The 24,076-nt window shown below is 37.8% G+C and carries 22 protein-coding genes; 15 read left to right on the top strand and 7 right to left on the bottom strand.

Translation table 11 applies throughout. The features are described from left to right. The first annotated feature begins 2 nt into the window (after window positions 1–2). The 4 genes from BA1379B_RS05805 (at window position 3) to BA1379B_RS05790 (ending at window position 5,219) form a co-directional block, all read left to right on the top strand. Window positions 3–1,370: an RsmB/NOP family class I SAM-dependent RNA methyltransferase gene (locus tag BA1379B_RS05805; protein WP_035006760.1), complete on the top strand. Its 1,368-nt coding sequence runs from the start codon at window positions 3–5 to the stop codon at window positions 1,368–1,370. A gap of 57 nt (window positions 1,371–1,427) precedes the next feature. Then, window positions 1,428–3,140 (top strand): heparinase II/III family protein, encoded by a 1,713-nt coding sequence (locus BA1379B_RS05800; RefSeq protein ID WP_078674035.1) that lies wholly within the window; start codon window positions 1,428–1,430, stop codon window positions 3,138–3,140. Between the two features lie 151 nt (window positions 3,141–3,291). Further along, the gene (purH, locus tag BA1379B_RS05795; RefSeq protein WP_078692496.1) at window positions 3,292–4,908 is read left to right on the top strand and encodes a bifunctional phosphoribosylaminoimidazolecarboxamide formyltransferase/IMP cyclohydrolase; all 1,617 of its coding nucleotides are present in this window, start codon (window positions 3,292–3,294) and stop codon (window positions 4,906–4,908) included. A gap of 158 nt (window positions 4,909–5,066) precedes the next feature. Next, a complete protein-coding gene (locus tag BA1379B_RS05790) occupies window positions 5,067–5,219 on the top strand; it encodes a DUF1127 domain-containing protein (protein WP_078674034.1) in 153 nt (50 codons plus the stop codon). Between the two features lie 271 nt (window positions 5,220–5,490). Here BA1379B_RS05790 and BA1379B_RS05785 read toward each other — a convergent pair whose 3' ends face one another. Further along, on the bottom strand, window positions 5,491–6,267 hold the full coding sequence (locus tag BA1379B_RS05785; protein ID WP_035006481.1) for an SURF1 family protein: 777 nt from the start codon (window positions 6,265–6,267) through the stop codon (window positions 5,491–5,493). Window positions 6,268–6,518: 251 nt separating this feature from the next. Here BA1379B_RS05785 and rpmB point away from each other — a divergent pair, with 251 nt between their 5' ends. Together rpmB and BA1379B_RS05775 are read left to right on the top strand one after the other, a co-directional pair. Then, a complete protein-coding gene (rpmB, locus tag BA1379B_RS05780) occupies window positions 6,519–6,812 on the top strand; it encodes a 50S ribosomal protein L28 (RefSeq protein WP_078674120.1) in 294 nt (97 codons plus the stop codon). A 102-nt stretch (window positions 6,813–6,914) separates the two neighbouring features. After that, window positions 6,915–7,568 (top strand): queuosine precursor transporter, encoded by a 654-nt coding sequence (locus BA1379B_RS05775; protein WP_035006483.1) that lies wholly within the window; start codon window positions 6,915–6,917, stop codon window positions 7,566–7,568. A gap of 140 nt (window positions 7,569–7,708) precedes the next feature. Here BA1379B_RS05775 and cobT read toward each other — a convergent pair whose 3' ends face one another. From cobT to BA1379B_RS05760, 3 genes are all read right to left on the bottom strand, one after another. After that, window positions 7,709–9,595: a cobaltochelatase subunit CobT gene (gene cobT / locus BA1379B_RS05770; protein ID WP_035006484.1), complete on the bottom strand. Its 1,887-nt coding sequence runs from the start codon at window positions 9,593–9,595 to the stop codon at window positions 7,709–7,711. Between the two features lie 14 nt (window positions 9,596–9,609). Then, a complete protein-coding gene (gene cobS / locus BA1379B_RS05765; RefSeq protein WP_035006761.1) occupies window positions 9,610–10,596 on the bottom strand; it encodes a cobaltochelatase subunit CobS in 987 nt (328 codons plus the stop codon). A gap of 189 nt (window positions 10,597–10,785) precedes the next feature. Beyond that, on the bottom strand, window positions 10,786–11,403 hold the full coding sequence (locus BA1379B_RS05760; protein WP_035006486.1) for a J domain-containing protein: 618 nt from the start codon (window positions 11,401–11,403) through the stop codon (window positions 10,786–10,788). Between the two features lie 130 nt (window positions 11,404–11,533). Between BA1379B_RS05760 and BA1379B_RS05755 the strand changes: the two genes are divergently transcribed. Further along, window positions 11,534–11,812: a BolA family protein gene (locus tag BA1379B_RS05755; RefSeq protein WP_035006487.1), complete on the top strand. Its 279-nt coding sequence runs from the start codon at window positions 11,534–11,536 to the stop codon at window positions 11,810–11,812. A 25-nt stretch (window positions 11,813–11,837) separates the two neighbouring features. On the opposite strand, the gene BA1379B_RS05750 is transcribed toward BA1379B_RS05755, so the two are convergent. Together BA1379B_RS05750 and BA1379B_RS05745 are read right to left on the bottom strand one after the other, a co-directional pair. Beyond that, on the bottom strand, window positions 11,838–12,803 hold the full coding sequence (locus BA1379B_RS05750; RefSeq protein WP_035006488.1) for a tyrosine recombinase XerC: 966 nt from the start codon (window positions 12,801–12,803) through the stop codon (window positions 11,838–11,840). 2 nt (window positions 12,804–12,805) lie between these two features. Next, on the bottom strand, window positions 12,806–13,624 hold the full coding sequence (locus tag BA1379B_RS05745; protein ID WP_035006489.1) for a SapC family protein: 819 nt from the start codon (window positions 13,622–13,624) through the stop codon (window positions 12,806–12,808). Between the two features lie 178 nt (window positions 13,625–13,802). Between BA1379B_RS05745 and rimM the strand changes: the two genes are divergently transcribed. The 7 genes from rimM (at window position 13,803) to BA1379B_RS05710 (ending at window position 19,920) form a co-directional block, all read left to right on the top strand. Then, on the top strand, window positions 13,803–14,318 hold the full coding sequence (gene rimM, locus BA1379B_RS05740) for a ribosome maturation factor RimM (RefSeq protein ID WP_035006490.1): 516 nt from the start codon (window positions 13,803–13,805) through the stop codon (window positions 14,316–14,318). A 51-nt stretch (window positions 14,319–14,369) separates the two neighbouring features. Next, entirely contained in the window at window positions 14,370–15,068 is a 699-nt protein-coding gene (trmD, locus tag BA1379B_RS05735) for a tRNA (guanosine(37)-N1)-methyltransferase TrmD (protein ID WP_078692495.1), read from the top strand. Between the two features lie 203 nt (window positions 15,069–15,271). Further along, a complete protein-coding gene (gene rplS, locus BA1379B_RS05730; protein ID WP_035006493.1) occupies window positions 15,272–15,709 on the top strand; it encodes a 50S ribosomal protein L19 in 438 nt (145 codons plus the stop codon). A 764-nt stretch (window positions 15,710–16,473) separates the two neighbouring features. Then, entirely contained in the window at window positions 16,474–16,875 is a 402-nt protein-coding gene (gene sdhC / locus BA1379B_RS05725; protein ID WP_035006763.1) for a succinate dehydrogenase, cytochrome b556 subunit, read from the top strand. 15 nt (window positions 16,876–16,890) lie between these two features. Further along, on the top strand, window positions 16,891–17,277 hold the full coding sequence (gene sdhD / locus BA1379B_RS05720; RefSeq protein WP_035006494.1) for a succinate dehydrogenase, hydrophobic membrane anchor protein: 387 nt from the start codon (window positions 16,891–16,893) through the stop codon (window positions 17,275–17,277). A gap of 4 nt (window positions 17,278–17,281) precedes the next feature. Further along, window positions 17,282–19,126: a succinate dehydrogenase flavoprotein subunit gene (gene sdhA, locus BA1379B_RS05715; RefSeq protein ID WP_078674031.1), complete on the top strand. Its 1,845-nt coding sequence runs from the start codon at window positions 17,282–17,284 to the stop codon at window positions 19,124–19,126. Between the two features lie 14 nt (window positions 19,127–19,140). After that, complete coding sequence (locus tag BA1379B_RS05710; protein ID WP_035006496.1) at window positions 19,141–19,920, top strand: succinate dehydrogenase iron-sulfur subunit; 780 nt, start codon at window positions 19,141–19,143, stop codon at window positions 19,918–19,920. Window positions 19,921–20,136: 216 nt separating this feature from the next. On the opposite strand, the gene BA1379B_RS05705 is transcribed toward BA1379B_RS05710, so the two are convergent. After that, window positions 20,137–21,381: a ubiquinone biosynthesis hydroxylase gene (locus BA1379B_RS05705; protein ID WP_051668857.1), complete on the bottom strand. Its 1,245-nt coding sequence runs from the start codon at window positions 21,379–21,381 to the stop codon at window positions 20,137–20,139. Between the two features lie 211 nt (window positions 21,382–21,592). Between BA1379B_RS05705 and BA1379B_RS05700 the strand changes: the two genes are divergently transcribed. Beyond that, window positions 21,593–24,010 carry an FtsK/SpoIIIE family DNA translocase gene (locus tag BA1379B_RS05700; RefSeq protein WP_078692494.1) on the top strand — a complete coding sequence of 806 codons (2,418 nt, stop codon included), beginning with the start codon at window positions 21,593–21,595 and terminating at the stop codon, window positions 24,008–24,010. Window positions 24,011–24,076: the final 66 nt, after the last annotated feature.

The following is a 24,076-nucleotide window of genomic DNA, read 5'->3' as shown; positions in this document are numbered from 1 at the left end:
TGTTGAAAGATAAAAAAGCGGGGCATATGTTTGAGAGAGATGTGCCTGGGTTAGCTGTTCGGCAAGTGTGCGTTCGTTTGTTAGGTGCAGTACTTGATAAGCGTACATCTCTTGCTGGTTTGACAGATAATGAGTATGGTCATCCACAATATTTAAAGCTTTCATATCGTGATCGTTTATTGTGTCGCGCTATTTTGGGAGCGGCATTACGTCATCGAAGCCAGATTACAGTGGCTTTATCACGCTTTTTAGTGCGCCCTTTGCCAGCACAAGCATTTTCCCTGCATCATCTTTTACATATTAGTATAACGCAAATTCTTTATCTTGATATTCCCGATCATGCAGCGATTGATTTAGCGGTACGTGTGGCAAAGATTGATCCGCGGATGCCCCGTTTCTCGGGATTAGTGAATGCTATCTTACGTAATTTTGCACGTGAGGCGCCTATTTTGCGGATGCAAACGCCTACAATTAAAGCTATTCCAATGTGGTTCGGGCAACTTTTAGTATCGACATATGGAGCAGAGAAAGCTGATCAAATTTTAGCCATTCAAAGTATAACACCTCCTCTTGATTTGACGGTGAAATCTGATAGTGCTGGTTGGGCAAAGCGGTTGGGAGGCATTGTTTTGCCTAATGGTTCAGTTCGCCTTATTTCTTCGGCTTATTCTGTTGCTGATTTACCAGGTTATGCAGAGGGAGCTTGGTGGGTTCAAGATGTTGCAGCAGCTTTACCTGCTCGTTTGTTGGGAAATGTGTGCGGCAAAAAGGTAGCAGATCTTTGCGCGAGTCCTGGAGGAAAAACCGCGCAATTGGCTTTGCAGGGAGCAGATGTAACGGCTCTTGATATTTCAGCCAATCGATTAAAGCGTTTAAGGGAAAATATGGACCGACTCAATTTTTCAGTGCACTATTGGCTTGGTGATTTAAGACAATTTCATCCTGATCAACTTTTTGATGCTGTTCTTCTTGATACACCTTGTTCTTCTACGGGGACAATACGTCGTCATCCAGATATTTTATGGACAAAAACAATGGACGATGTCACCAAATTAGCAGAGGTGCAATATGATTTGCTTTTAGCTGCGATTGATTTAGTGAAAAAAAATGGATGCATTGTTTTTTCTAATTGTTCATTAGCAAGAGAAGAGGGTGAAGATCTTGTTAAGAAAATTTTAGCAATACGTCATGATATTGTTTTAGAGCCTATTTTAGCCGAGGAAATGGGTGCTATGGCACATTTGATATCAATGGAGGGTTTCTTGCGCACAATCCCTTCTGATTGTTGTTATGAAAATTTTAATACAGAAGAAAAATTATTCTTAGGAATGGATGGTTTTTTTGCCGCACGTTTCCGAAAGGTACATTAATTAACGTTTCATTTACTCAAATAGTTGAAGCTGTATTGGATAAATGTAGACGGAGATATGGTTGTGGTAATTACAGAGATTGCTCCTCAGATAAAAACATCAACCGTTGTATATGGCATACAACACTTTCTACGACGTTTACGGGCAGGACCACTCTTTCGTTGGCGATTTTCTGGTTTTCGTCCACAAAAGATTTTAGCGTATCCAATTGATTTGCATCTCGCTGATCCAATGATAGCGCGTGAGTTTTACCATGGTCGTTTTGCTTTTTCTGGTTGTACGGTTCAAGCGGGTGCTCTTTCTCCTTTTTCATTGGTACCGCCAATATTGCAATGGGAAAAAGCATTGCATGATTTTCATTGGTTACGTCATATGACTGCTGCACAAAGTGAGTTGGCAAAAGCTTATGCGCGTTCCTTGGTAGAAGATTGGTTGGAGCATCATAGTAAGAAGATAAAAGGGCCTGCTTGGAGTGGAGCCGTTGTGGCAAGGCGCCTCATTTCATGGATTTGCCATTCGCAAATGTTATTAGAGGGGGCGAATAAAAGCTTTGAAAAGCGTTTTTTACGTTCACTTGGTTTTCAGTTTCGCTATTTGCGCATCTTGATTTGTTGTATGGAAGCAAATGAACAGCGTTTACAAGCCGCAATTTCTTTAGCACTTGCATCTTTAGCTTTGCCCGTTTCTGCAGCAGCAAAGAAAAAAGTACAAACTTATCTTGTTTATGAACTTTCGCATCAGGTTCTTATTGATGGAGGACATATTTCCCGTAGCCCTGCTATTTTGCTCGATTTATTATCGGATTTATTATCTTTGCGCCATCTGTATATGCACAGTAATGAAACGGCTCCGCGTATTTTAATTGATTCTATTGAGCGTATGCTGCCTGCTTTGAGATTTTTTATTCATGAAGATCAAACAGTAGCTCGTTTTAATGGCGTTGGACCTATTATACCAGCGTGTTTATCGACTATTTTAAATTGTGATGAAACCGTTGGGCACCCTTTTAGTTATGCCCGTTATTCTGGTTTTCAGCGTTTACAGGCTAATCAAACGACAGTTCTTGCAGATACGGGAAAATTTCCACCCGCTTCTTTTGCAGAATATGCCTGTTCAGGTTGTTTGTCATTTGAGATGTCCTCGCAGGGAAAACGCTTTATTATTAATACAGGAGTTAATCCTTATGGTTCTGCAGAATATCGACATTTTGGGCGTTTGACAGCAGCACATTCAACGGCAACAGTGAATGATTGTTCAGTGGGTGCTTTTCGTAAAAAAAGGAACAATGATGCTTCTCTTTTACTTAAAGGACCGACAAATATTCAAGTACAACGCATAGAAGATTTAGAAAAAATTGGCTTTATTGCGTGCCATGATGGCTATGTGAAGCCTTTTAATCTTATGCATGAGCGTGGCCTTATTTTAACTAGAAATGGAGAAATGATTGAAGGTTTCGATCATTTTTTTACACCGCAGAAAAATCAATGGTATAAATATAAAGCCAATCAAAATGAAGACGATAGTGTTGCTGTTCGGTTTCATCTTAATCCGCAGGTTGAGGCTTATTATGATGGCAATCGCGTTTCCTTAGTTGTAGAAAGTGGGCAGGAGTGGCATTTTATGTCACCCGATGCGGACATTTTTCTCGAAGATTCAATTGATTTTGCTCATTTAAAAGGTCCACAACGCACACAACAGATTGTTTTATATTTTCGTACTGCATTGCAGAGAAAAATTCATTGGCGTTTTATACGTCATAGATTAGCATAATCTTCGCTTGGAAAGATCAACCAAGATAATTCTATTATTTGTGGATTGGAGCATTGTCTGCATGTCCTGTGGGTATGTTTTGGCAAAAGCTTATGCTATGTCCATAGTGGCTTTTTTTGAATTTTAGCCATTTTATTTTAGGATTTCTATTATGGTTGTTATTGCAAAACAATTTTCTACGGTGGATCTTCATCACGTTCGTCGTGCTCTTCTTTCTGTTTCTGATAAAACTGGTTTGATTGAGTTTGCGCAAACGCTGCATGCTTATGGAATTGAATTAATTTCAACGGGAGGGACATCCAAAGCGTTAAGTGCTGCTGGTTTACCTGTTACTGATGTTTCTGATATTACAGGGTTTCCAGAAATAATGGATGGACGCGTCAAGACACTTCACCCTTTGGTTCATGGTGCTTTATTAGGAATAAGAGACGATCCAGACCATAAGGCGGCTATGGAACAACATGGTATCAACGGAATTGATCTTCTCGTGGTTAATCTTTATCCCTTTGAAGAAACTGCTCGGTTAGAGGGAGATGCGCAGATAATTCTTGAAAATATTGATATTGGTGGACCGGCGATGATTCGTGCAGCTGCTAAAAATCACGCTTATATTGGTGTTGTAACAGCAGTTTGTGATTATGCATTGATTGTGGATGAATTAAAACAACAGGATGGGTGTTTAAGTTTTTCATTGCGGCGTCAATTAGCAACACGTGCTTATGAGCGTACAGCTGCTTACGATGCTGCGATAGCGGCTTGGTTTGCGAAAGATTTAAAAATTCAAGCTCCGTCTTGGCAGAGTTTTTCTGGTCATCTTGAAAATGTGATGCGCTATGGAGAAAATCCACATCAACAAGCGGCATTTTATCTCTCTGGTGATAAACGCTTTGGCGTTGCTACTGCGACACTTTTGCAAGGCAAAAAACTTTCTTATAATAATATGAATGATACCGATGCAGCATTTGAACTTGTCTCAGAATTTGATTCTCAAAAAAGCGCGGCCGTTGCTATTATTAAACATGCTAATCCCTGCGGTGTTGCAGAAGGGCAGAATTTAAAAGAGGCTTATTTGAAAGCTTTGGCGTGTGATAATACCTCAGCATTTGGTGGTATTATTGCTTTAAATCGTCCTCTTGATGAAGCCTGTGCAGAAGAGATTGTTAAAATTTTCACTGAAGTGATTATTGCTCCTGATGCTACAATGTCTGCACGCGAAATCATTGCTCAGAAAAAAAATCTTCGTTTGTTGATAACAGGAGGAATGCCTGATCCGCGTGATAACGGGCTCGTTGCTAAAACACTTTCAGGAGGGCTTTTAGTGCAAACACGTGATAATGCAGTTGTTGATGATTTTGAATTGCAAGTAGTCACAAAACGCGCACCAAGCCAAGACGAAATGCGTGATCTTAAATTTGCTTGTCGTGTTGTTAAACACGTCAAATCAAATGCTATTGTTTATGCAAAAAATAATACAACGGTTGGGATTGGGGCTGGCCAAATGAGTCGTATCGATTCAGCAAGAATCGCAGCACGGAAGGCTGAGGAAAGCGCACAAAAAATGGGCTTAACGGAATCTTTAACGAAGGGATCTGTGGTCGCATCAGATGCATTTTTCCCTTTTGCAGATGGCTTGTTATCTTTGATTGAAGCTGGTGCAACAGCGGTTATTCAACCAGGTGGATCGATCCGTGATGAAGAAGTTATTGCAGCAGCTAATGCGCATGGTTTAGCAATGGTTTTTACAGGAGTGAGACATTTTCGCCACTAAATTTATGGTCTTTTTTCATTTTTTATTCTCAAAAATAAGAAGAGTAGGCTTCTGTGTTATAAATGCAAATCAGTTATGCAATTATAACACTCCTCATTTTTGTAATTTGTTTTATCTTCCTTGTTTAGGAATTTAACTATAATAGTTTGGTAAAAAATATGAATATTTTACGTTCTTACAGCCAATGGCGTCGTTATCGTCGGACAGTTAATGCGTTAAGTCGTCTTTCAACATATGAGCTTAGTGATCTTGGCATTAATCGTGCTGATATTAGTTTGGTTGCATGGCGTTCTTCACGTAAATCATTGTAATATTATTTTTGATAAAAATTTAGAAATTATTCAGCGTTCTAAGGAGCGCTGTTTTTATTTATAATGTTGTCAGTCAATTTTAAAGTAAAGACGGTATTGTCTGCTGGTTTAGAGGGTGTACTATGTTCTTCTTTAGTAAGGAGAAAGAACGGAAAAACAGAAAAATAAGCTGTCATTTGTTCTGCTTTCGAGAAGTGTTGGTATGGTTTTGAGCACAAGAATGAAGTCTTTACATTTAAGTGTGTAAGGGAGGATAGTTTTTGTGTCTTTTTCAGTTTTTATATCGTATTAGAAGAAGAGATGTCCCTAAAACACCAGCGGCTAAAATAAACCACGTTATTGCATATATTAAGTGGTTATTGTGAAATTGCACAACAGTAAGGCCAGGAATGGGAAGATTTTCTTGTGACACTGTTTCTGATTGCGCATCAATAAAATAGGGAGCAACAGGAGAAAGGTCTAATTTTTGGGCCATAGCAGGGAGTTCGCGCGTATGCCATACATTTTGATCAGGTTTGTTTTTGCGTGGAAACACCCCATTTTTTTCACTCATCCTTAAAAGGCCTGTAATCGTAATCTGATTTAGAGTATGTGCAGAATTATTATTAAACGAAGCGTTTTTTTCCTCTTGTTCAAATTGATGACGTGCTTCCATAGGAATAAAACCGCGGTTGATAAAGGTCACTGTGTTATCGGTTGTTTTTAAAGGAGTTAAAACCCAATAACCCGTGGTATTTTGTGCAACAGCGGTTACGAGAATATTTTTGTTTGTAAGAAGCTTTCCGGTGATTGTAACAGGACGATATTCATCTTTGTTAAAAGTAATATCTGGCCATTGTTTGTAAGGTGGCGCTTGGATAGGTGTGAGATGGACACGTTGATTAGCACTGGTAATAAGATTTGTTTTCCATTTTAGTCGTTGTATTTGCCATACACCTAATGCACTAAAGACAGTAAACAGAAATACCCATAAAATACTCAATAGAACAGAAAAAAGACGGATGTTTTTGCGTTGGAGATTTATTTTAGAATGGCCCATTTTCATCATGATAATGAATATCTTTTAATATGAAAAGAGCTAAAAGAAAGTATTTTATAGGGTTTTACCAAAAAAATAATAAAATAACCGATAGAGGAATGAAAAAGTTTCTAAAAGACTTGACCTTTTATAGCCAACGACTTATAAAAACTCAGTTTTCCAATAATGCCCGTTCAAGGTTATGGGTGGATTTTTTGTTTGCATCCATTTATTTTTCTGGCGTTGGAGTTTGGAATTTCTTAAATTTAAAGGTGAAATCTATGTCTCGTGCCTGCGAATTGACAGGAAAAGCGGTCCAGTATGGCAATAATGTCAGCCATGCAAACAATAAAACCCGTCGTCGTTTTTTACCAAATCTTTGCAATGTGACATTGATCTCGGAATTGCTTCAACAGAGTTATCGTTTGCGTATTTCTGCAAATGCTTTGCGTTCGGTTGAGCACCGCGGTGGTCTTGATAACTTTTTGATTAAAGCTGATGATAAGGAATTGTCGCAGCGTGGGCGTTTATTGAAGCGCCAAATTATGAAAAAAAAAGCTGAAAGAGTAGCTTAATTCTTTTATTTTCCTGCAGAATAAAAAGTTTTTTCATTGAGGGAAGCGTTTAATTATTTAGGCCCAATATTTTATTTTGATTCTATTCTCTAGGTTAAAGGAATGTCTTCAGCATATAAATCTTTAGCTGCGCAAAAAGAGAAAAGTCGTCTTTTTTTTGCAAGCTTTGCAATGTGTATTGCTGTAGTTGCTTCCAATATTTTGGTTCAATATCCTGTTAATTTCTTTAGTTTGGATGAGCTATTAACCTATGGAGCTTTCACATATCCCTTTGCTTTTTTAATTAATGATTTGACCAACCGCTTTTATGGTCCCGGTGCAGCAAGGCGTGTTGTGTATGTTGGTTTTATTTCTGCTGCTTTTATTTCTTGGATATTAGCTACACCGCGTCTCGCAATTGCTTCTAGTACAGCGTTTTTATTTGGGCAATTACTTGATATAATAGTTTTCACACCTTTGCGGCGTAAAACATGGTGGAAAGCTCCTTTAATAGCAGCATTAGTGAGTTCAGCTTTAGATACAATTTTGTTTTTTTCTCTTGCTTTTGCAAGCAGTTTTTCTTTTATCGATCAATTGGTTGATTATTCTGATGGTTCTATTATTGACAGTATCAGTGTTATGAGTATTGAAATTCCTGTTTGGTTTTCACTTGCTTTTGGTGATTTTTTAATAAAAATTATTATGAGCCTATTTATGCTTGTCCCTTATGGGGTAATTTTAAAGAGTTTTCGGACTCCTTTTTATCAAGGGCGTTGAGAAGAGACGATGTCTTTTGTTTATTCAACAATAACGATATTTATTATATTATACTGCTGAAATAGAAAGATTTTTATTCTATTCTTGGCACAAGATGATGTGTAACAATATTTATATAAGATCGGTGGTTGATTGGGTCTTTATCTCTTCAGATTTTCTTTTTTAAAGAGTGCTGTAAGCTGTTTTGTTATGGCATTTGCTAACTCTTCAGCGTTGATGATTGTTACAGCGCGTTGGTAATAACGTGTTACATCATGGCCGATACCGATAGCGATAAGTTCTATAGGGGAATTTGCTTGGATTTCTTGTATCACAGCGCGCAAATGTTTATCTAGATAATTACTGGGGTTAACAGAAAGAGTTGAATCGTCAACAGGAGCACCATCAGAAATAACGATCAATATTCGACGATGTTCATGGCGTGAGATCAAGCGCTGATGCGCCCAAATAAGGGCTTCTCCATCAATATTTTCTTTCAGTAATCCTTCTTGCAGCATTAATCCTAAATTGCGTCGAGCACGGCGCCATGGTGTATCAGCGCTTTTATAAATGATATGACACAAGTCATTTAGACGCCCTGGATGAGAGGGTTTATTTTGATGAATCCATTTTTCGCGCGATTGTCCTCCTTTCCATGCTTTTGTGGTAAAGCCTAAAATTTCTACTTTAACTCCACAACGTTCAAGAGTTTGTGCTAAAATATCAGCACAAGTTGCTGCAACAGTAATGGGGCGTTCTCGCATGGAACCTGAATTATCAATAAGCAGTGAAACAACAGTATCACGAAATTGTGTTTCACATTCCATTTTAAAAGAAGGCGGTTGCATTGGATCAATAATAAGGCGTGGAAGGCGTGTTGTATCAAGATAACCTTCTTCTAGGTCAAAGTTCCAAAAACGATTTTGTTGTGCCATGAGGCGGCGTTGGAGTCGGTTTGCTAAGCGTCCAACAATGTTTTGGAGATGATTTAATTGTTGATCAAGATAATGACGTAAATGATCTAATTCTGTTACAGAACAAAAATGAGTCGCATCCAAAATAGCATCAAATTCATGGGTAAAAATTTTATAATCAGCCAAATTTTCCATTTTCTGAGAAGCATGAAGAAAGTATTTTGATTTGCTGAATTTATTTTGTTGAGAATTTTCTTGTTCATTTTGAGGTGTATCATTATCATTTGACTGAATAGTTTTTTCTTTGCCTTTATTTTGTGCATCATTACTTTGTTCGGTTGTTTTTTGTTTTTCACTTTGAGATTTTTTTTCGTTTATAGTTTCTTCTTCTGTTTGATTTTGTGTATCGTGGTTCTGTCTCTGTTTTTTAGAAGTGCGATTCTTAGGGTTTATTTTTAATGGATTCGCCATTTCAAGGGCTACGAGCATTTGACGTGCTATTTGTGCGAAAACATTTTGGTTATAAACATGAAGTGTTAGCTCATGTAATTCTGTTGCGACTTTTTTTTCTATGGATTGACGCCATAGTTCCAAGACAAGTCCGGCTTCTTTTGGGGGAGAGCGTTTTGTTATTTTTTCACGCAATAAAAGCGCAATCGCTTCTTGAAAAGGAGCTTCATTTTGATTCCTTATCCTCTGATAACAGGCTTTTTGATATTTATCAGCAAGCATTATATCAAGATTTTGTGCGATTCCTTTCATTGTTAAAGTGCCAATTGCTTCAATACGTGTTTGTTCAAGTGCATCAAAGATCGCTCGTGCTTCTGGTTCTATCGGGGCAAATTGGGTGTGAATATGGCTATCATGCCATGCTTTGCGGAGTGCTATAGAATCGCTTAATCCACGAGTAACAGCTATATCTTTATCGGTTATTTGTTGAGGTAATTCTGGTAAACGTGCACAATTCTTGCTTAAGGATGGTTTGTTATGACTAAACATAACGTTAAGTTCGCGTGTGTTAGCAATGGCGCGAATACAAGTAGATGTAGCTCTTTTAAAAGTTTCAATATCAAAGTGGCTCTTAGAAGAATGTTTTGCTGAATTTTTGCTATTATCACCTTCTTTTGCAGCCATAATTGACGCATTCCTTAAGGCAAGACATGATGAATCAGTGATTCAGGAAGCTCATTTCCAAAGGCACGTTGGTAAAATTCTGCAACAGTTGTTCGTTCAAGTTCATCACATTTATTGAGAAAAGTTAAACGGAAAGCAAAACCAATATTTTGAAAAATTGTGGTATTTTCTGCCCAAGTTATAACGGTACGCGGGCTCATAACTGTAGAAATATCTCCATTCATGAAAGCTTTGCGCACCATATCAGCAACATGTACCATTTGTGAGATGGTTTTTTTACCCTCAGTGGTTTGGAAATGTTTGACTTTCGAACAAATGATATCAACTTCTTTATCGTGGGGTAAATAATTTAATATTGTTACAATTGACCAACGATCCATTTGCGCTTGATTGATTTGTTGGGTGCCATGATACAGTCCCGTTGTATCGCCAAGACCAATAGTATTTGCTGTTGCAAAAAGTCGAAATGCTGGATGAGGAGTAATAACACGGTTTTGATCAAGCAAACTGAGGCGCCCAGAGGATTCAAGTACTCGCTGGATGACAAACATAACATCTGGCCGTCCTGCGTCATATTCATCGAAAATAAGGGCAATATTATTTTGATAAGCCCATGGCAGAATACCATCTTTAAATTCGGTGATTTGCAAGCCATCTTTCAAGACAATGGCATCTTTTCCGATTAAGTCAATGCGACTAATATGTCCATCAAGATTAATTCGAATACAAGGCCAATTAAGACGTGCAGCAACTTGTTCAATATGCGTTGATTTTCCTGTACCATGATAGCCAGATATCATAACACGTCGGTTAAAAGCAAAACCTGCTAAAAGTGCTAAAGTTGTTTGTTGATCAAAAAGATAATCGGGATCTAAATCAGGAACATGAGAGCTTTTTGTGCTAAAAGCAGGCACTTTCATTTCAGTATCAATATTGAATACATCCTTTGCCCAGACTGTTGTGTCAGGCATATTTGAGACTGTAAGATTTGTTTTTGTCATCATTTTTGAGGAAGATATCCGCTATTTATTATTTTGTTGTCAAACACTATAGAACATGGACCACTTATGCAAATGCTCTAATGGCAAAAGAGATTGGCTGTGAAGGAGATGCTGTGTTGCATGATCGTTTTTCAAAAATCTTAAATGTTTAATCATTGAACAATAGAATGGAGTATTTGAATATAGATTTTAACATCTACCAGATTTTTTCAGTAAATTATAGGCATGGAGCACGTTACGAAAGCGTTCTTCTGAAGAACGATTCCCACCATTAGCATCAGGGTGATGTTTTTTAACAAGCTCCTTATATTTTGTTTTGATATCTTCGGCTGAAGCATTTTCTTGTAAGCCCAAAGTATCAAAAGCTTTAGCTTCCAAAGGTTTTAGTTTTCGTGTATCCGTAGTCTTTGAGTGTCGTTGGGTAAAAAGTTTAAATGGATTACGCACACGATTTTGGTAAGCAGCGGTTCCAGATCGAATTTTTGCGTAATCGGAAGCTGTTTTTTTAACCGTGCTATTATTACCTGCAGACCATGTTGGACGATGCCCTGTAAGAGCATCTTTTTGAAACTTCGCAATGTCTTCATCGCTGAGACCTGAGAAATAATTAAAATTTTTATTATAAGCACGGATGTGTTCAATACAAAAATAGAGATATTGACCTTCGTGATTGCGTCCTGCTGGTGCTTTGTGCGATCCTGCTTTTTCGCACCCTTCCCATTGGCATTGTTGTATTTGTAATTGACTCTGTTTTTTTTTGTTTGAGCTAATACGAATTGAGTCGAATAATTTAGATGTTGTTGTCATATTTTTGCCTTATGCAAGATCGATCTTTTTGATAAGAATTGACTTGTAAAAAATTTCTTTCCACATTTAATTTTATTAAATATTGTCTTAAAAAATTAGTTACAATATCCGTTTTTGTGAAGGAAAAAAAATGTCTTGTACGGTTTATACAACAATTGAAACAAAACTGCGTGATGCTTTTTTGCCGCAAAAGCTTGAAATAATTAATGAAAGCCATCTTCATGTAGGTCATCCTCACGAAGAACATGCTTTTGATGGTAAGGGGGAAACACATTTCCGTGTGAAAATGCTTTCTTCTTCTTTTTCTGGTATGAAACGGGTAGAAATACATCGGGCTATTTATAAAGTTTTGGAGCAAGAGTTGGCAACAAACATTCATGCTTTAGCGCTTGAGATTGAAAGTGTTTAACATGTTTTTCTCAATTCAAAAGTTTTTAGGCACGGGGATGTGCTTTTTGATAGATTTCTAATAAATGATTTGTATCAATATGGGTATAGATTTGTGTTGTGGATAGGCAGGCATGGCCGAGAAGTTCTTGGATAGTGCGCAAATCTCCTCCCCGTGATAAAAGATGGGTAGCAAAAGAATGGCGTAATGCGTGTGGTGTGGTTGTTTCTGGTAAGCCAAGACGCGCTCGTAGGTTTTGGACAGTTCGTTGAATAATAGCGGGTTGTAAAGGTTTTCCCCGGACACCAAGGAATATTGGCTGAGTGTTTACTAAAGGATAAGGACAGCATTTTAGGTAATTCTCTATCGCTTTATGGACAATTGGAATCAGTGGGATAAGACGTGTTTTTCCTCCTTTTCCATTGACAGATAAGCTTTTTATACTGGGATCAGCAAATTGCTCTGGAGTGAGTGCTAAGGCTTCTGATATCCGCATTCCACAACCATAAAGAAGAATCAAAATAGCGGTATTACGAGCAATAATCCAGGGTTCAGTTTCTTGTTGATTTTCTTCTTTGACTATACGGAGTGCTGATTCTATGGTCAAAGGTTTTGGTAATGATTTTGGATGTTTTGGTGTTCGTACAAGTTTTGCGGCAGGAACATTAACAAGTTTTTCCCGGGATAAATAGTTAAAAAAAGAGCGTAAACTTGCCATGTTTCGGCTTAAGGAGCGAGCACTTATGTTTTGTGTTCGACGATAAGCTAAATAAGCACGCAAATCAGCTACACGCAAATCAGCAAGATCGTCGAGAGTTGGTTGATATCCTAAATGTTGACAAAGAAAAAATAAAAACTGCCTTGTATCACGCTCATAAGCAACGGCCGTATGAAGAGCCATTCGACGTGTTTGTGTGAGATGATCCAGCCAATTCTTTCTCGCAATGAGGAGGGTATGATCAGCTGGAACTAGAGGAATTTTTTCATTTATACTGTCATATTCGAAGAGCATTTTTAGTTAAGAGCGCTTTTCTTTTTCTTAGTTTTTGTTTCATTTTCTTGACTGTTTTGTTTTTTTAACTCTTCATGAGTGAGTTGATTTTCACTTTTTACAGAAAGAATCTTTAAAAGGTTATTCATTGACATAAGATGCGCAAAAATCCATCCAAGAAAACCATTTTTATGCAATTTAGCAAGTTGATGAGCAAATAATTTATTGAATTTTTCTTCATCAACCATCCAGAAATCTTCTAATTGCGCTGATACACCTCTGTCATTTTTCACATTGATTGATTTTTGACATAAAAGGTCCATTTCTACAAGGGTCTCGATAAATTCAGCGGTTTTTTCCATACTGATTTTAAAACTTTCAAGAAAATTAATACATTCTTCCATAAAGGGCGAAATAGATCCATCTGAATTGAAAAGATCTTTCCCTGAAACTTCATTAAACATACCTGATTGTTGATCAAAGCAAACAGAAAATTCTTTTTCATTTTGCATTTTTGCAAGAACAAAAGGATAGCGACGGACAAAAGCAGGAATATAAGTATCTTTTTTCCACTGTTTATCAGAAGTAATGTAATCATTATCGTTATTAGAAAGGCCTACGAGTGCAACGGACGTATAATGGCGTTTTTTCTGCTCATCTTCCGCACTCATAAATAGGATGGGATAATCTATAGCGGCTTGAAAATATTCAGCACTGGCTAAAGGAATCCAATGGGTATCCTGTGCAAAAGACATATCGTTTAATGGGCTGAATTTAAGATTTTTATGAGTGATTTTGTTCAGTGGAGTCACATTTTTGTAAAAGAGCATGACATTTGCCATAATATTTTCTCCTTATGATTAATTTCTATTTTGTTACCAAAATGAGCCTTTTTAGAAGATTTTATGTGGCAACAATATCGAATGCGAGTTACAGGATGAATTAAGTACTTTAAGTTTATAATGATTCTTTCTTTTTTAAATAAAAAAATTTAATTATAGGAAGTGTAATGGAAAAAGTATGAAAAAGAAAGTATATCTTGCCATTATTGGTGCGGCGCATGGAATTAAGGGGGATGTTGTTGTTAAAGTATTGAGTTCTAACCCTGAGAGTTTAAAGAGCTATAGTGTTTTTTATGATGAAACAGAACGTTCTTATGAAGTTGTTAGCTTTCGTATGCAAAAGAATAATGCAATTATACATTTTAAAGGAATAGAAGAACGGAGTGCTGCAGAATCTTTAAGGGGAATCAAACTTTATGTTGAAAGAAATCAATTGGCTGATGATTTGGATGAAGATGAATTTTATCAAATAGATTTGATTGGCCTTTGTGTTTATAATTGTGCCAAACAATTTCTAGGTAAGGTAAGTGGTTTCTTTAATTTTGGCGCTGGTGATTTAATTGAAATACAGTTGGTTTCTGGTAAAAAGGTTCTTATTTCCTTTAGCAAAGCTGCTGTCCCCGAAATTTGTGTTGCTTCTGGTTTTCTTATTGTGGATCCAATAGCTGCTGGTTTGTTTCATGATCAAGAGTAATATGCATAAGTAATGTGCGTAAATTAAATGAAGGGATGAAGAGTTATCAATATGGGATTTCATGCGCGTATTTTAACACTTTATCCTGAAATGTTTCCAGGAATTTTAGGATATTCTTTAGCAGGACGGGCTTTAAAGCAAGGAATATGGTCGCTGGAAACAGTGCAAATTCGAGATTTTACTTTAGATAAACACCATAGTGTTGATGATACACCAGCTGGTGGTGGTGCAGGTATGGTCATGCGTGCTGATGTATTAGCAGCGGCAATTGATAGTTGTCCATTGGATACACCAAGATTATTACTCAGTCCACGTGGGCAATCTTTTGATCAAGCTTATGCACATTCTTTAGCAGTTGGGTCAGGGGTGACACTGATTTGTGGGCGTTTTGAGGGGGTGGATGAGCGTATCATTGAAGCACGGCAATTAAAAGAAATTTCTATTGGTGATTATATTCTTTCAGGAGGAGAAGTTGCTTCCCTTGTTGTGTTGGATGCAATTATACGGCTTTTACCCGGTGTGATAGGGAATAAGATTTCTGTAGAGTGTGAAAGTTTTGAAAATGGTTTACTTGAATATCCACAATATACACGCCCTCTTGTTTTTGAAGGACGAAGCATTCCATCGGTTTTAACATCGGGTCATCATAAAGCTATTGCTAATTGGCGGCGAGAACAAGCTGAATTGCTCACGCATCAACGTCGACCTGATCTTTATGCTCTTTATAAGAAAAAACATCAGAAAGCTTGATTCATCTCAAAAAATAATATACTGTTAGCGTAGTTTTCTTCAAAGAAATTTTCTGTATATTCTAAATTTTAAGTGTGTATCCCAAAATTAAAAGATGGTTTATTCGCTTTCTATATTCAACGTAGCCTAAAGAGTATTTAAAATTTTTTTGGTGAGAGTTTTAAGCGCTCTAACTGTTCGAAAAGAACGCGAAGGATAAAAAGATGAACATTATAGCACAGCTTGAGGCTGAACAGTGCGCAAAAATTGAAGCAAAACGTCAACTGCCTGTATTTCAGGTTGGTGATACAGTGCGTGTGATGGTTCGTGTGACAGAAGGTACACGAACGCGTATTCAGGCCTATGAAGGGATTTGTATCGCTCGTTCAGGGGGTGGTGTAAATGAAACTTTTACAGTCCGTAAAATTTCTTATGGCGAAGGGGTTGAGCGTGTGTTTCCAGTTTATTCCCCTCTAATTGAAGGGGTTGAGCTTGTTCGTCGGGGTAAAGTTCGTCGTGCGAAGCTTTACTACCTACGTGGTCTCAGAGGAAAAGCAGCACGTATTGCTGAAAAGAGAGAGTACCATAAAAAAGATGCAAAAAGTGCAAAAGAAACAGAAGAGAGCGCTGTTGTAGACAATGTTACAAATGTCTCAGAATGAATTACTCAATAAATTATATGAATGAGATTTATTAAAAAATGCAGCTTTAAGGCTGCTTTTTTATTGTAATAATTAAAACAAAAAAGGAATAAAATATCCATTTTTAAAAGAATTATAATAAAATTTTTAATGTCTCTTTTGTTTTTTATTATTAATTTTTCTCATAAATAAAGAACATTTACAGAAGAATATATTTTGTGAGAATAGAATTTTTGATGAGAGAGTATCTTAGGATAGGAAAAATTTTGATATTTTCGGCGACGGTTATTTAAACTTAAGCTCTTTAGAAGAGTGTATGATGCATATAGTAAGTGAAGGATCTTATAAGTTTTCACGCAATGAAGTTGGTAGAGGTGTAAATGTTCAAGATTGAATTATAAAGAACGGCTGATTTGTCATAAAACTTAAAAAATTAACACTATCTTTTTTATAAAGAGTCACAATCATAATCATTATAGAATAGATCCGCTGATCTTAAGGAAAAGTAGAGTGAAAGATATGTAAAAAATATGTTTATATTTAAGAAATAATGTTAAACCTTTGACGTGAAGATAAAATTGTACTAAACAGAGGAAGTTTTATGGTCTATGGCTATATAACAAATCGGTTTTTTTATGCGCGACCTTTAATCCGTCATTTTAATAACCGGCCTGTAATGTTAGTCCCTTAGGACTGAACAAGTTGAAATGATTGTGCACTGAATCACTTTGCGTGGATTTTCTCGTAATGATAAGGTTGCAGTGAAAGCCAGGTCAGGATGTTTTATGATAGAGACAACCACAACAAAAGATCGCCCTCGTTCTCCTCACTTAAGCGTTTATCGCTGGTCAATTACTATGGCAATTTCGATAGCACATCGTATTACTGGTATAGTGCTTTATTTTGGAATGTGTTTTTTGGCTCTTTGGTTAGTTTCAATTGCTTGTGGTGCTGATACATTTAAAATGGTTAACAAGATTTATGGATCTTTTCCTGGGCTTTGTTTTTTGTTTTTTTATACATTAGCTGGAGTTCATCATATCGTTGGATGTGTTCGCCATATTGTTTGGAATCTGAATCCTCGTTATTTAGCAAAAGAAAAAGCGACCTCAACTGCTTGGGCTACAGTTTTTATTTCTCTTATTGTCACGATTGCACTTTGGGTCATTGGGTACGGCGTTGTTTAGCCAGGGGTAGAAAAAATGAAAAAAGATTTGCGAACAGAACTTGGAAAAGTACGTGGCTTCGGCAGTGCGCATACAGGAACAGAGCATTTTTGGTTAGAGAATCTGGTCAGTTTTGCTAATGTGCTTCTTTGGACACTTTTTATTATTCTCGTTATGTCATGCGTGGGAAAAGATTACAGTGTTGTTCATGCGAGACTTTCCCATCCTATGGTTACAGTTTGGATGGGGTTGATGATTTTTTCAAGTCTTTATTACATGAAATTGGGGATGCAGGTCGTTATTGAAGATTATATTCCACATGAAGGTATGCGAATATTCTTTTTTGTATTGAATATTTTATTTTGTTTTATTCTGGGCAGTATAATGATGTTTGCTCTTTTGAAAATCGCATTAGGGGCTTGAAAATATGGTGAGAGCAATATCATCTCTAGGTGCTAGAGTGGGGCGTGCTGCCTATAACTATGTCGATCATAAATTTGATGTTGTGGTTGTTGGTGCTGGGGGAGCTGGTTTACGTGCGACCCTTGGTATGGCTGAGCAAGGATTAAGAACAGCATGTATTACAAAAGTTTTTCCAACGCGATCACATACAGTTGCAGCGCAAGGCGGCATTGCGGCATCCTTGTCGAATATGGGGCCTGATAATTGGCAATGGCATTTATATGATACGGTGAAAGGATCTGATTGGCTTGGCGATACCGATGCTATGGAATATTTAGTGCGAAATGCACCGGCAGCTGTTTATGAATTAGAACATTATGGGGTTCCTTTTTCGCGTACACAAGAAGGGAAAATTTATCAACGTCCTTTTGGTGGTCATACCACAGAGTTTGGTGAAGGCCCACCAGTTCAACGTACTTGTGCTGCAGCTGATCGTACTGGCCATGCAATTTTGCATACGCTTTATGGGCAAAGCCTTAAGCATAATGCGCAGTTTTTTGTTGAATATTTTGCCCTTGATTTGATCATGACAGATGGTGTGTGTACAGGTGTTGTCGCTTGGAATCTTGATGATGGTACAATTCATCGTTTTTCTGCGAAGATGGTTGTTCTTGCCACTGGCGGTTATGGGCGGGCTTATTTTTCAGCAACATCAGCGCATACATGTACAGGTGATGGTGGCGGGATGATTGCTCGGGCTGGGTTACCGCTTCAGGATATGGAATTTGTTCAATTTCATCCTACGGGGATTTATGGTTCTGGTTGCTTAATTACAGAAGGTGCACGTGGTGAAGGTGGCTATTTAGTGAATTCTGAAGGTGAGCGCTTTATGGAACGTTATGCACCATCTTTTAAGGATTTGGCGTCGCGCGATTTGGTTTCACGTTGTATCACACTTGAAATTCGGGAAGGGCGTGGTGTTGGTGCGAAAAAAGATCATATTCATTTAGTCCTTAATCATATCGATCCAGCTATATTGCATGAGCGTTTACCCGGGATTTCTGAATCAGCTCGAATTTTTGCAGGGGTTGATTTGACCAAAGAGCCAATTCCTGTTTTGCCAACAGTTCATTATAATATGGGTGGTATTCCTACCAATTATTATGGAGAAGTTTTAAATCCAACCCTTGATTCTCCTGATCGTGTTCAACCAGGTTTGATGGCTGTGGGTGAGGCAGGATGTGCATCTGTTCATGGGGCTAATCGTTTGGGATCAAATTCATTGATTGATTTAGTCGTTTTTGGACGTGCTGCTGCAATTCGTGCAGGAGAAGTCATAGATCGCGATGCAGAAATCCCAGCGCTTAATGAAGCCGCAGTTGATGCAATTATGGCACGTTTTGACCGTTTACGTTTTGCTCAAGGGCAGGTTCCAACAGCTATGCTGCGTGAAAAAATGCAGCGTGCGATGCAAGAGGATGCTGCGGTATTCCGTACAGCAGATTCTTTAGAACAAGGATGTCAACGGATCAGTAAAATTTGGGATGAACTTTCTGACCTTAAAGTAACAGATCGCTCACTTATTTGGAATTCTGATTTGGTAGAAACATTAGAGCTTGAAAATTTGATGGCGAATGCAATTACGACTGTTTATTCTGCAGCTGCTCGTTTGGAAAGTCGTGGTGCTCATGCACGAGAAGATTATCCAGAGCGTGATGATAAAAATTGGCGTCGTCATACACTTTCGCATCTGTCTCAAGATGGAAAGGTGACATTATCGTATCGTCCTGTTCATGTTGATCCATTAACGTTTGAAGAGGATGGTGGTATAGATTTAAAGCGTATTATGCCTAAAAAGCGTGTTTATTAAGGGGAAAGTGAGTTATGGTACAAATTAGGCTTCCCAAAAATTCTCAAGTTAAAGCTGGAAAAGTTTGGCCTAAACCTGAAGGTGCTACGCATTTAACAGAATTTCATATTTATCGTTGGTCACCTGATGATGAGAAGAATCCGCATCTTGATACTTATTACGTGGATCGTTCACTGTGTGGCCCGATGATTCTTGATGGGCTTTTATTTATTAAAAATCATATTGATCCAACTTTAACACTTCGTCGGTCATGCCGTGAGGGCATTTGTGGTTCATGTGCGATGAATATTGATGGCACCAATACATTGGCTTGTACTAAAGGAATGGATGATGTAAAACATCCAATTAAAGTGTATCCACTTCCTTCTATGCCTATTGTAAAAGATTTGGTTCCTGATTTAAAGCGTTTTTATGCGCAACATCGCGCTATTGAGCCTTGGCTGAAAACTGTTTCTCCTAAGCCTGCAAAAGAATGGTTACAAAGCTATTCTGATCGTCAGAAAATTGATGGTCTTTATGAGTGTATCCTTTGTGCATGCTGTCAAACGTCGTGCCCAAGTTATTGGTGGAATGGTGATCGTTATTTGGGGCCTGCTGTTTTACTCCAGGCTTATCGCTGGATTGTTGATTCTCGTGATGAAATGAGCGGTGAGCGCCTTGATAATTTAGAAGATCCTTTTCGGCTTTATCGGTGCCACACGATTATGAATTGTGCGCAAACTTGTCCGAAAGGTTTAAATCCAGCTAAGGCGATTGCTGAAATTAAAAAGCTTATGGTTGAACGACGTCTTTGAAAATTTACCAGCTAAAATAGAAAATAAGTACAGGCTCATTGGCGGTTCGTATATGTGTATTTTGAAGGTAAATGAAGTAGACGCGGCTTAAGTATAAAGTCTTTTCTGTATGTTTACTTTTTGCAGAGTGGTTATAGTTGCTTGCAGGAGAGTGTTATTATATCACTCCTTATTTGTTGTTGATATACAGGAGATTGAAGGCGTTTATTTTCGTTGTTAGAGTGGAAGTCCACGGAGAAGGCGTGGTGCGTTGGAGGTGAGTCCAGAAGCTTCTTGCATAAGATATTTTTTTATTTTTGGCATTTGATTAATAAGTCCAAGGCCAACATCGCGAAAGAGGCGTAGGAGTAAGATATCATTCGAAAAAAGTCTGTTGAGCCAGTCATTACTAAGAGACATTCGTACAGTTTCAAAACGTCGCCAACTTTGATAGCGTTCGAGAGCTGTCATTGATCCGATATCGAGGCCCAATCGTGCTGTTTCGATGATGACTTCAGCTAAAGCGGCACTATCACGGAGTCCTAGATTAAGGCCTTGTCCTGCAATAGGGTGGACTGTGTGGGCGGCATCTCCTATGAGAGCAAAACGAGGTTTGATGCATTGATTTGTTAAGGAAAGAACGAGGGGAAATGCTTGGCGTTCACCATTCCAAGAAAGTTTTCCAAATTGATGACCAATACGCTTTTCTATCTCTGCTTCAAAAATTAAAGCGTCTGCTTTAAGATAAGATTGGGCGGTGTGATGTTTTTCATTCCATACGATAGCTAATCGGTTGCCTTTGAGAGGCAGGAGAGCAAAAGGTCCAGCAGGGAAGAAATGTTGAATTGCTCGGCCATGGTGGGCTTTTTCATGTTCGATAATGCATGTGATTGCTGTTTGTGGATAAAAATGAGCAAAGCTTTTAAGATCGGCTTTTTCTCGTAATATAGAGTGTGCTCCATTCGCTGCAACCAGCAATTTTGTTTGCCAAGTTTCTTTATTACTTAAGGTAACGGTTGTATGTTGCTTCTCTTGATGAAAATGAACGACAGTGGTTTTTTCGATAAAAGAGATATGCAAATCTTTTGCACGTTTTTTTAATGCACTGATGAGCCTTTTATTTTCAACCATACTTGCAAAGGGTTCTTTGGGTGTTATATCTCTTTCAAAGGTTAAAAAAATTGGTTTGATTGGATCATTGAGACGTGCGTCAGTGATGGTTATTGAATGGATAGGTTGAGCGTAAGGTTTGATATGTTTCCAGCACTGTAGTTGTTCAAGCATACGAATAGAAGCGGCAGAAAGAGCAAATGCTTGTGTATTTTTGGGAGATGTGCTGCTTTGGGAAGTGGCATCCACAACATTTATTTTCAGTTCAGGGGCAGCCTGTTTGAGAGCTACAGCAAGAGTCAAGCCAACAACTCCACCGCCTGCAATAAGAAGGTCACATTGTTTTATTGTTTGATCGGTGTAAGAAGTCACGTTGTTTCTTTCACTTTTGGCAGTTATTTCATCTTAAATGATATGGATATTGATCTTATTATCATTTTTTGTGCAGTCTTATTATCATTTTTTGTGCAGTCTTAAAGAGAAATTGTTGTTATTATATTGGTTAAAACTGTATTAATATTTTTTATGTTACAAATTTTAGATATAATTCTTGCTTTAAGAATCTTACGTTCGGGATTGATGAATGCATCGGGGTTCCTCTCTTTATGATTTGCCCAAAAAACCAGAATATCGAAATTCGCATTTTATTGAAATGTTTTTGCAACAAATAGGGGTTTTGATTGGGTTTGGTCTTCTAGGGCTTTTGATTTTTTGTATCTTAGCTTTAGCAACATGGAATTTTGTAGATCCATCATTGACTTATGCTAGTTCTAATGAGATCACAAATCTTATGGGATGGCCTGGTGCAGTTTTTTCAGATCTTGCTATGCAACTTTTTGGTTTGGCAAGTCTTGGTATTTTGTTGCCTCCATTCTTTTGGTCACTTTTGTTACTTGCACAAAAAAGAATTCATAATTTTCTGTTTCGTCTTTTTTTATGGTTGGTTTCAATAATTTCGTTTACAACTGCATTTGCTTTAATGACCCCTTTTGCATCTTTTACAAATTGGCCATTGCCGATTGGTTTTGGAGGAGTTTGGGGAGATAAGATTTTAAATGTTATTTCTTTTTTATTTTCTTTTTCTTCATCTATAGAGAGTGTGTTGTGGGGTATTGCTTTGGCATTTGCCAGTTTTGTAGTGGCTACTTTTGCTGGCAATGTAGTGTGGCGACGTCAGACCGATACAAGTGAAAGCGAATCAGTTCGTGTGGATCCAGTTTTTGAGACATTAGAAAATGAAGAATATTCTCATAATGAACTCCATAGTGGTTTCTTCTCTACAGCTTTTGGAGCAGTTTTGCATTTTCTTTATTTTTTACAAGCCCGTTTTGAGCGTTTTTTTTCGTTTATGAGGTGGTTTAGAAAAATAGAAAATTCATTTGATCGAATTGAGCCGGTTTTTTTTGATGAAAAAACAGAATTTCAGGATTTCCAAAATACAGCTCTTTCTGCTTCTGATAACTTCGTGGTAAAGACTTCAAAAGCGCGTTCAAAATATCGTTTTACTCTTCCACGGCTAGATTATCTTGCTATTCCTTCATCAGCAGTAAAAAATATGCGTCTTTCCCCTGCTACTTTAAGAGCCAATTCTCAGGAACTGAAAAATATTTTATTAGATTTTGGGGTTAAGGGAGAAATTATTGATGCACGTCCTGGTCCAGTTGTAACCTTGTATGAATTTGAGCCGGCTGCTGGTATTAAATCTTCTCGTATTATTGGGCTAGCAGATGATATTGCTCGCTCTATGCGTTCTATTTCAGCGCGTGTTGCTGTTGTTCCAGGACGGAATGTTATTGGAATAGAATTACCCAATGCATCTCGTGAAATAGTCTATTTGCGAGAAATTTTACAGGCGCGGGAATTTTTTGGGACTGAAGCAAGATTAGGGCTTGCTTTGGGTAAAACCATAGGCGGTGAAACAATTGTTGCAGATTTAACGAAGATGCCTCATCTTTTAGTGGCAGGCACGACGGGATCAGGTAAATCTGTTGCTATTAATACAATGATTTTGTCTCTTCTTTATCGCTTAACACCTGAACAATGTCGCTTAATCATGGTTGATCCTAAAATGCTCGAGCTTTCGATTTATGACGGCATTCCTCATTTATTGACGCCCGTGGTGACAGATCCTAAAAAAGCAGTCATTGCTCTTAAATGGGCTGTTCGTGAAATGGAAGAGCGCTACAGCAAAATGTCAAAAGTCAATGTTCGCAATATTGATGGATTTAATGCTCGCTTAAAAGAAGCAAAAAAACAGGGTGAAGTATTAACACGGACGGTTCAAGTTGGATTTGATCATAAGACCGGTGAGCCCTTATATGAAACAGAGACCCTCGATTTAAATCCTTTACCTTATATTGTTGTTATTATTGATGAAATGGCAGATCTCATGATGGTTGCTGGTAAGGAGATTGAAGGCGCTGTTCAACGTTTAGCGCAAATGGCACGTGCTGCTGGTATTCATGTTATTATGGCAACACAACGTCCTTCAGTCGATGTTATTACAGGAACAATTAAAGCAAATTTTCCTACACGCATTTCTTTTGCTGTAAGTTCAAAAATTGATAGTCGGACAATTTTGGGGGAACAAGGAGCTGAACAATTATTAGGGCAAGGGGATATGCTGTTCATGATGGGAGGAGGACGTATTCAACGTATTCATGGAGCTTTTGTTGCAGATGATGAAGTTGAACAGGTTGTTGCGCACCTGAAAGACCAAGCAATGCCTGATTATTTGGAGACTATTACACAAGAAGTTGCAGATCGTGAAAGTGGTGTTTCATCTGTTTCTTCCTTAGAAGATGAGCCTTATAGAAAGGCTGTGATGGTGGTTCTGCGTGATCGTAAAGCTTCAACTTCTTATATTCAGCGCCGTTTGGGTATTGGCTATAATCGTGCTGCTTCATTAATTGAGAGGATGGAAGAAGAAGGAATTATTAGCCCAGCTAACCATGCAGGAAAACGAGAAATTTTGGTGCCTGCTTCAGAAGAACCCTTTTAAATAAAGTTTTTTAAAACATATTTTTAGAAAGTTCTTATCATCTATTGCTTATATAAAAATCAATAG

Origin of the sequence: Bartonella sp. A1379B (assembly GCF_002022485.1) — a bacterium.
Classification (GTDB): domain Bacteria; phylum Pseudomonadota; class Alphaproteobacteria; order Rhizobiales; family Rhizobiaceae; genus Bartonella; species Bartonella rochalimae.
Note: the sequence above shows the minus strand (reverse complement) of the source record. Positions and strands in the feature narration are given on the sequence as shown.

Bases quoted from the DNA above. Each gene is read 5' to 3' on its own strand.
- BA1379B_RS05800 (WP_078674035.1), top strand. From the start codon at position 1,428: ATGGTTGTGGTAATTACAGAGATTGCTCCTCAGATAAAAACATCAACC.
- purH (WP_078692496.1), top strand. From the start codon at position 3,292: ATGGTTGTTATTGCAAAACAATTTTCTACGGTGGATCTTCATCACGTT.
- BA1379B_RS05790 (WP_078674034.1), top strand. From the start codon at position 5,067: ATGAATATTTTACGTTCTTACAGCCAATGGCGTCGTTATCGTCGGACA.
- BA1379B_RS05785 (WP_035006481.1), bottom strand. From the start codon at position 6,267: ATGATGAAAATGGGCCATTCTAAAATAAATCTCCAACGCAAAAACATC.
- rpmB (WP_078674120.1), top strand. From the start codon at position 6,519: ATGTCTCGTGCCTGCGAATTGACAGGAAAAGCGGTCCAGTATGGCAAT.
- BA1379B_RS05775 (WP_035006483.1), top strand. From the start codon at position 6,915: ATGTCTTCAGCATATAAATCTTTAGCTGCGCAAAAAGAGAAAAGTCGT.
- cobT (WP_035006484.1), bottom strand. From the start codon at position 9,595: ATGGCTGCAAAAGAAGGTGATAATAGCAAAAATTCAGCAAAACATTCT.
- cobS (WP_035006761.1), bottom strand. From the start codon at position 10,596: ATGACAAAAACAAATCTTACAGTCTCAAATATGCCTGACACAACAGTC.
- BA1379B_RS05760 (WP_035006486.1), bottom strand. From the start codon at position 11,403: ATGACAACAACATCTAAATTATTCGACTCAATTCGTATTAGCTCAAAC.
- BA1379B_RS05755 (WP_035006487.1), top strand. From the start codon at position 11,534: ATGTCTTGTACGGTTTATACAACAATTGAAACAAAACTGCGTGATGCT.
- BA1379B_RS05750 (WP_035006488.1), bottom strand. From the start codon at position 12,803: ATGCTCTTCGAATATGACAGTATAAATGAAAAAATTCCTCTAGTTCCA.
- BA1379B_RS05745 (WP_035006489.1), bottom strand. From the start codon at position 13,624: ATGGCAAATGTCATGCTCTTTTACAAAAATGTGACTCCACTGAACAAA.
- rimM (WP_035006490.1), top strand. From the start codon at position 13,803: ATGAAAAAGAAAGTATATCTTGCCATTATTGGTGCGGCGCATGGAATT.
- trmD (WP_078692495.1), top strand. From the start codon at position 14,370: ATGGGATTTCATGCGCGTATTTTAACACTTTATCCTGAAATGTTTCCA.
- rplS (WP_035006493.1), top strand. From the start codon at position 15,272: ATGAACATTATAGCACAGCTTGAGGCTGAACAGTGCGCAAAAATTGAA.
- sdhC (WP_035006763.1), top strand. From the start codon at position 16,474: ATGATAGAGACAACCACAACAAAAGATCGCCCTCGTTCTCCTCACTTA.
- sdhD (WP_035006494.1), top strand. From the start codon at position 16,891: ATGAAAAAAGATTTGCGAACAGAACTTGGAAAAGTACGTGGCTTCGGC.
- sdhA (WP_078674031.1), top strand. From the start codon at position 17,282: ATGGTGAGAGCAATATCATCTCTAGGTGCTAGAGTGGGGCGTGCTGCC.
- BA1379B_RS05710 (WP_035006496.1), top strand. From the start codon at position 19,141: ATGGTACAAATTAGGCTTCCCAAAAATTCTCAAGTTAAAGCTGGAAAA.
- BA1379B_RS05700 (WP_078692494.1), top strand. From the start codon at position 21,593: ATGCATCGGGGTTCCTCTCTTTATGATTTGCCCAAAAAACCAGAATAT.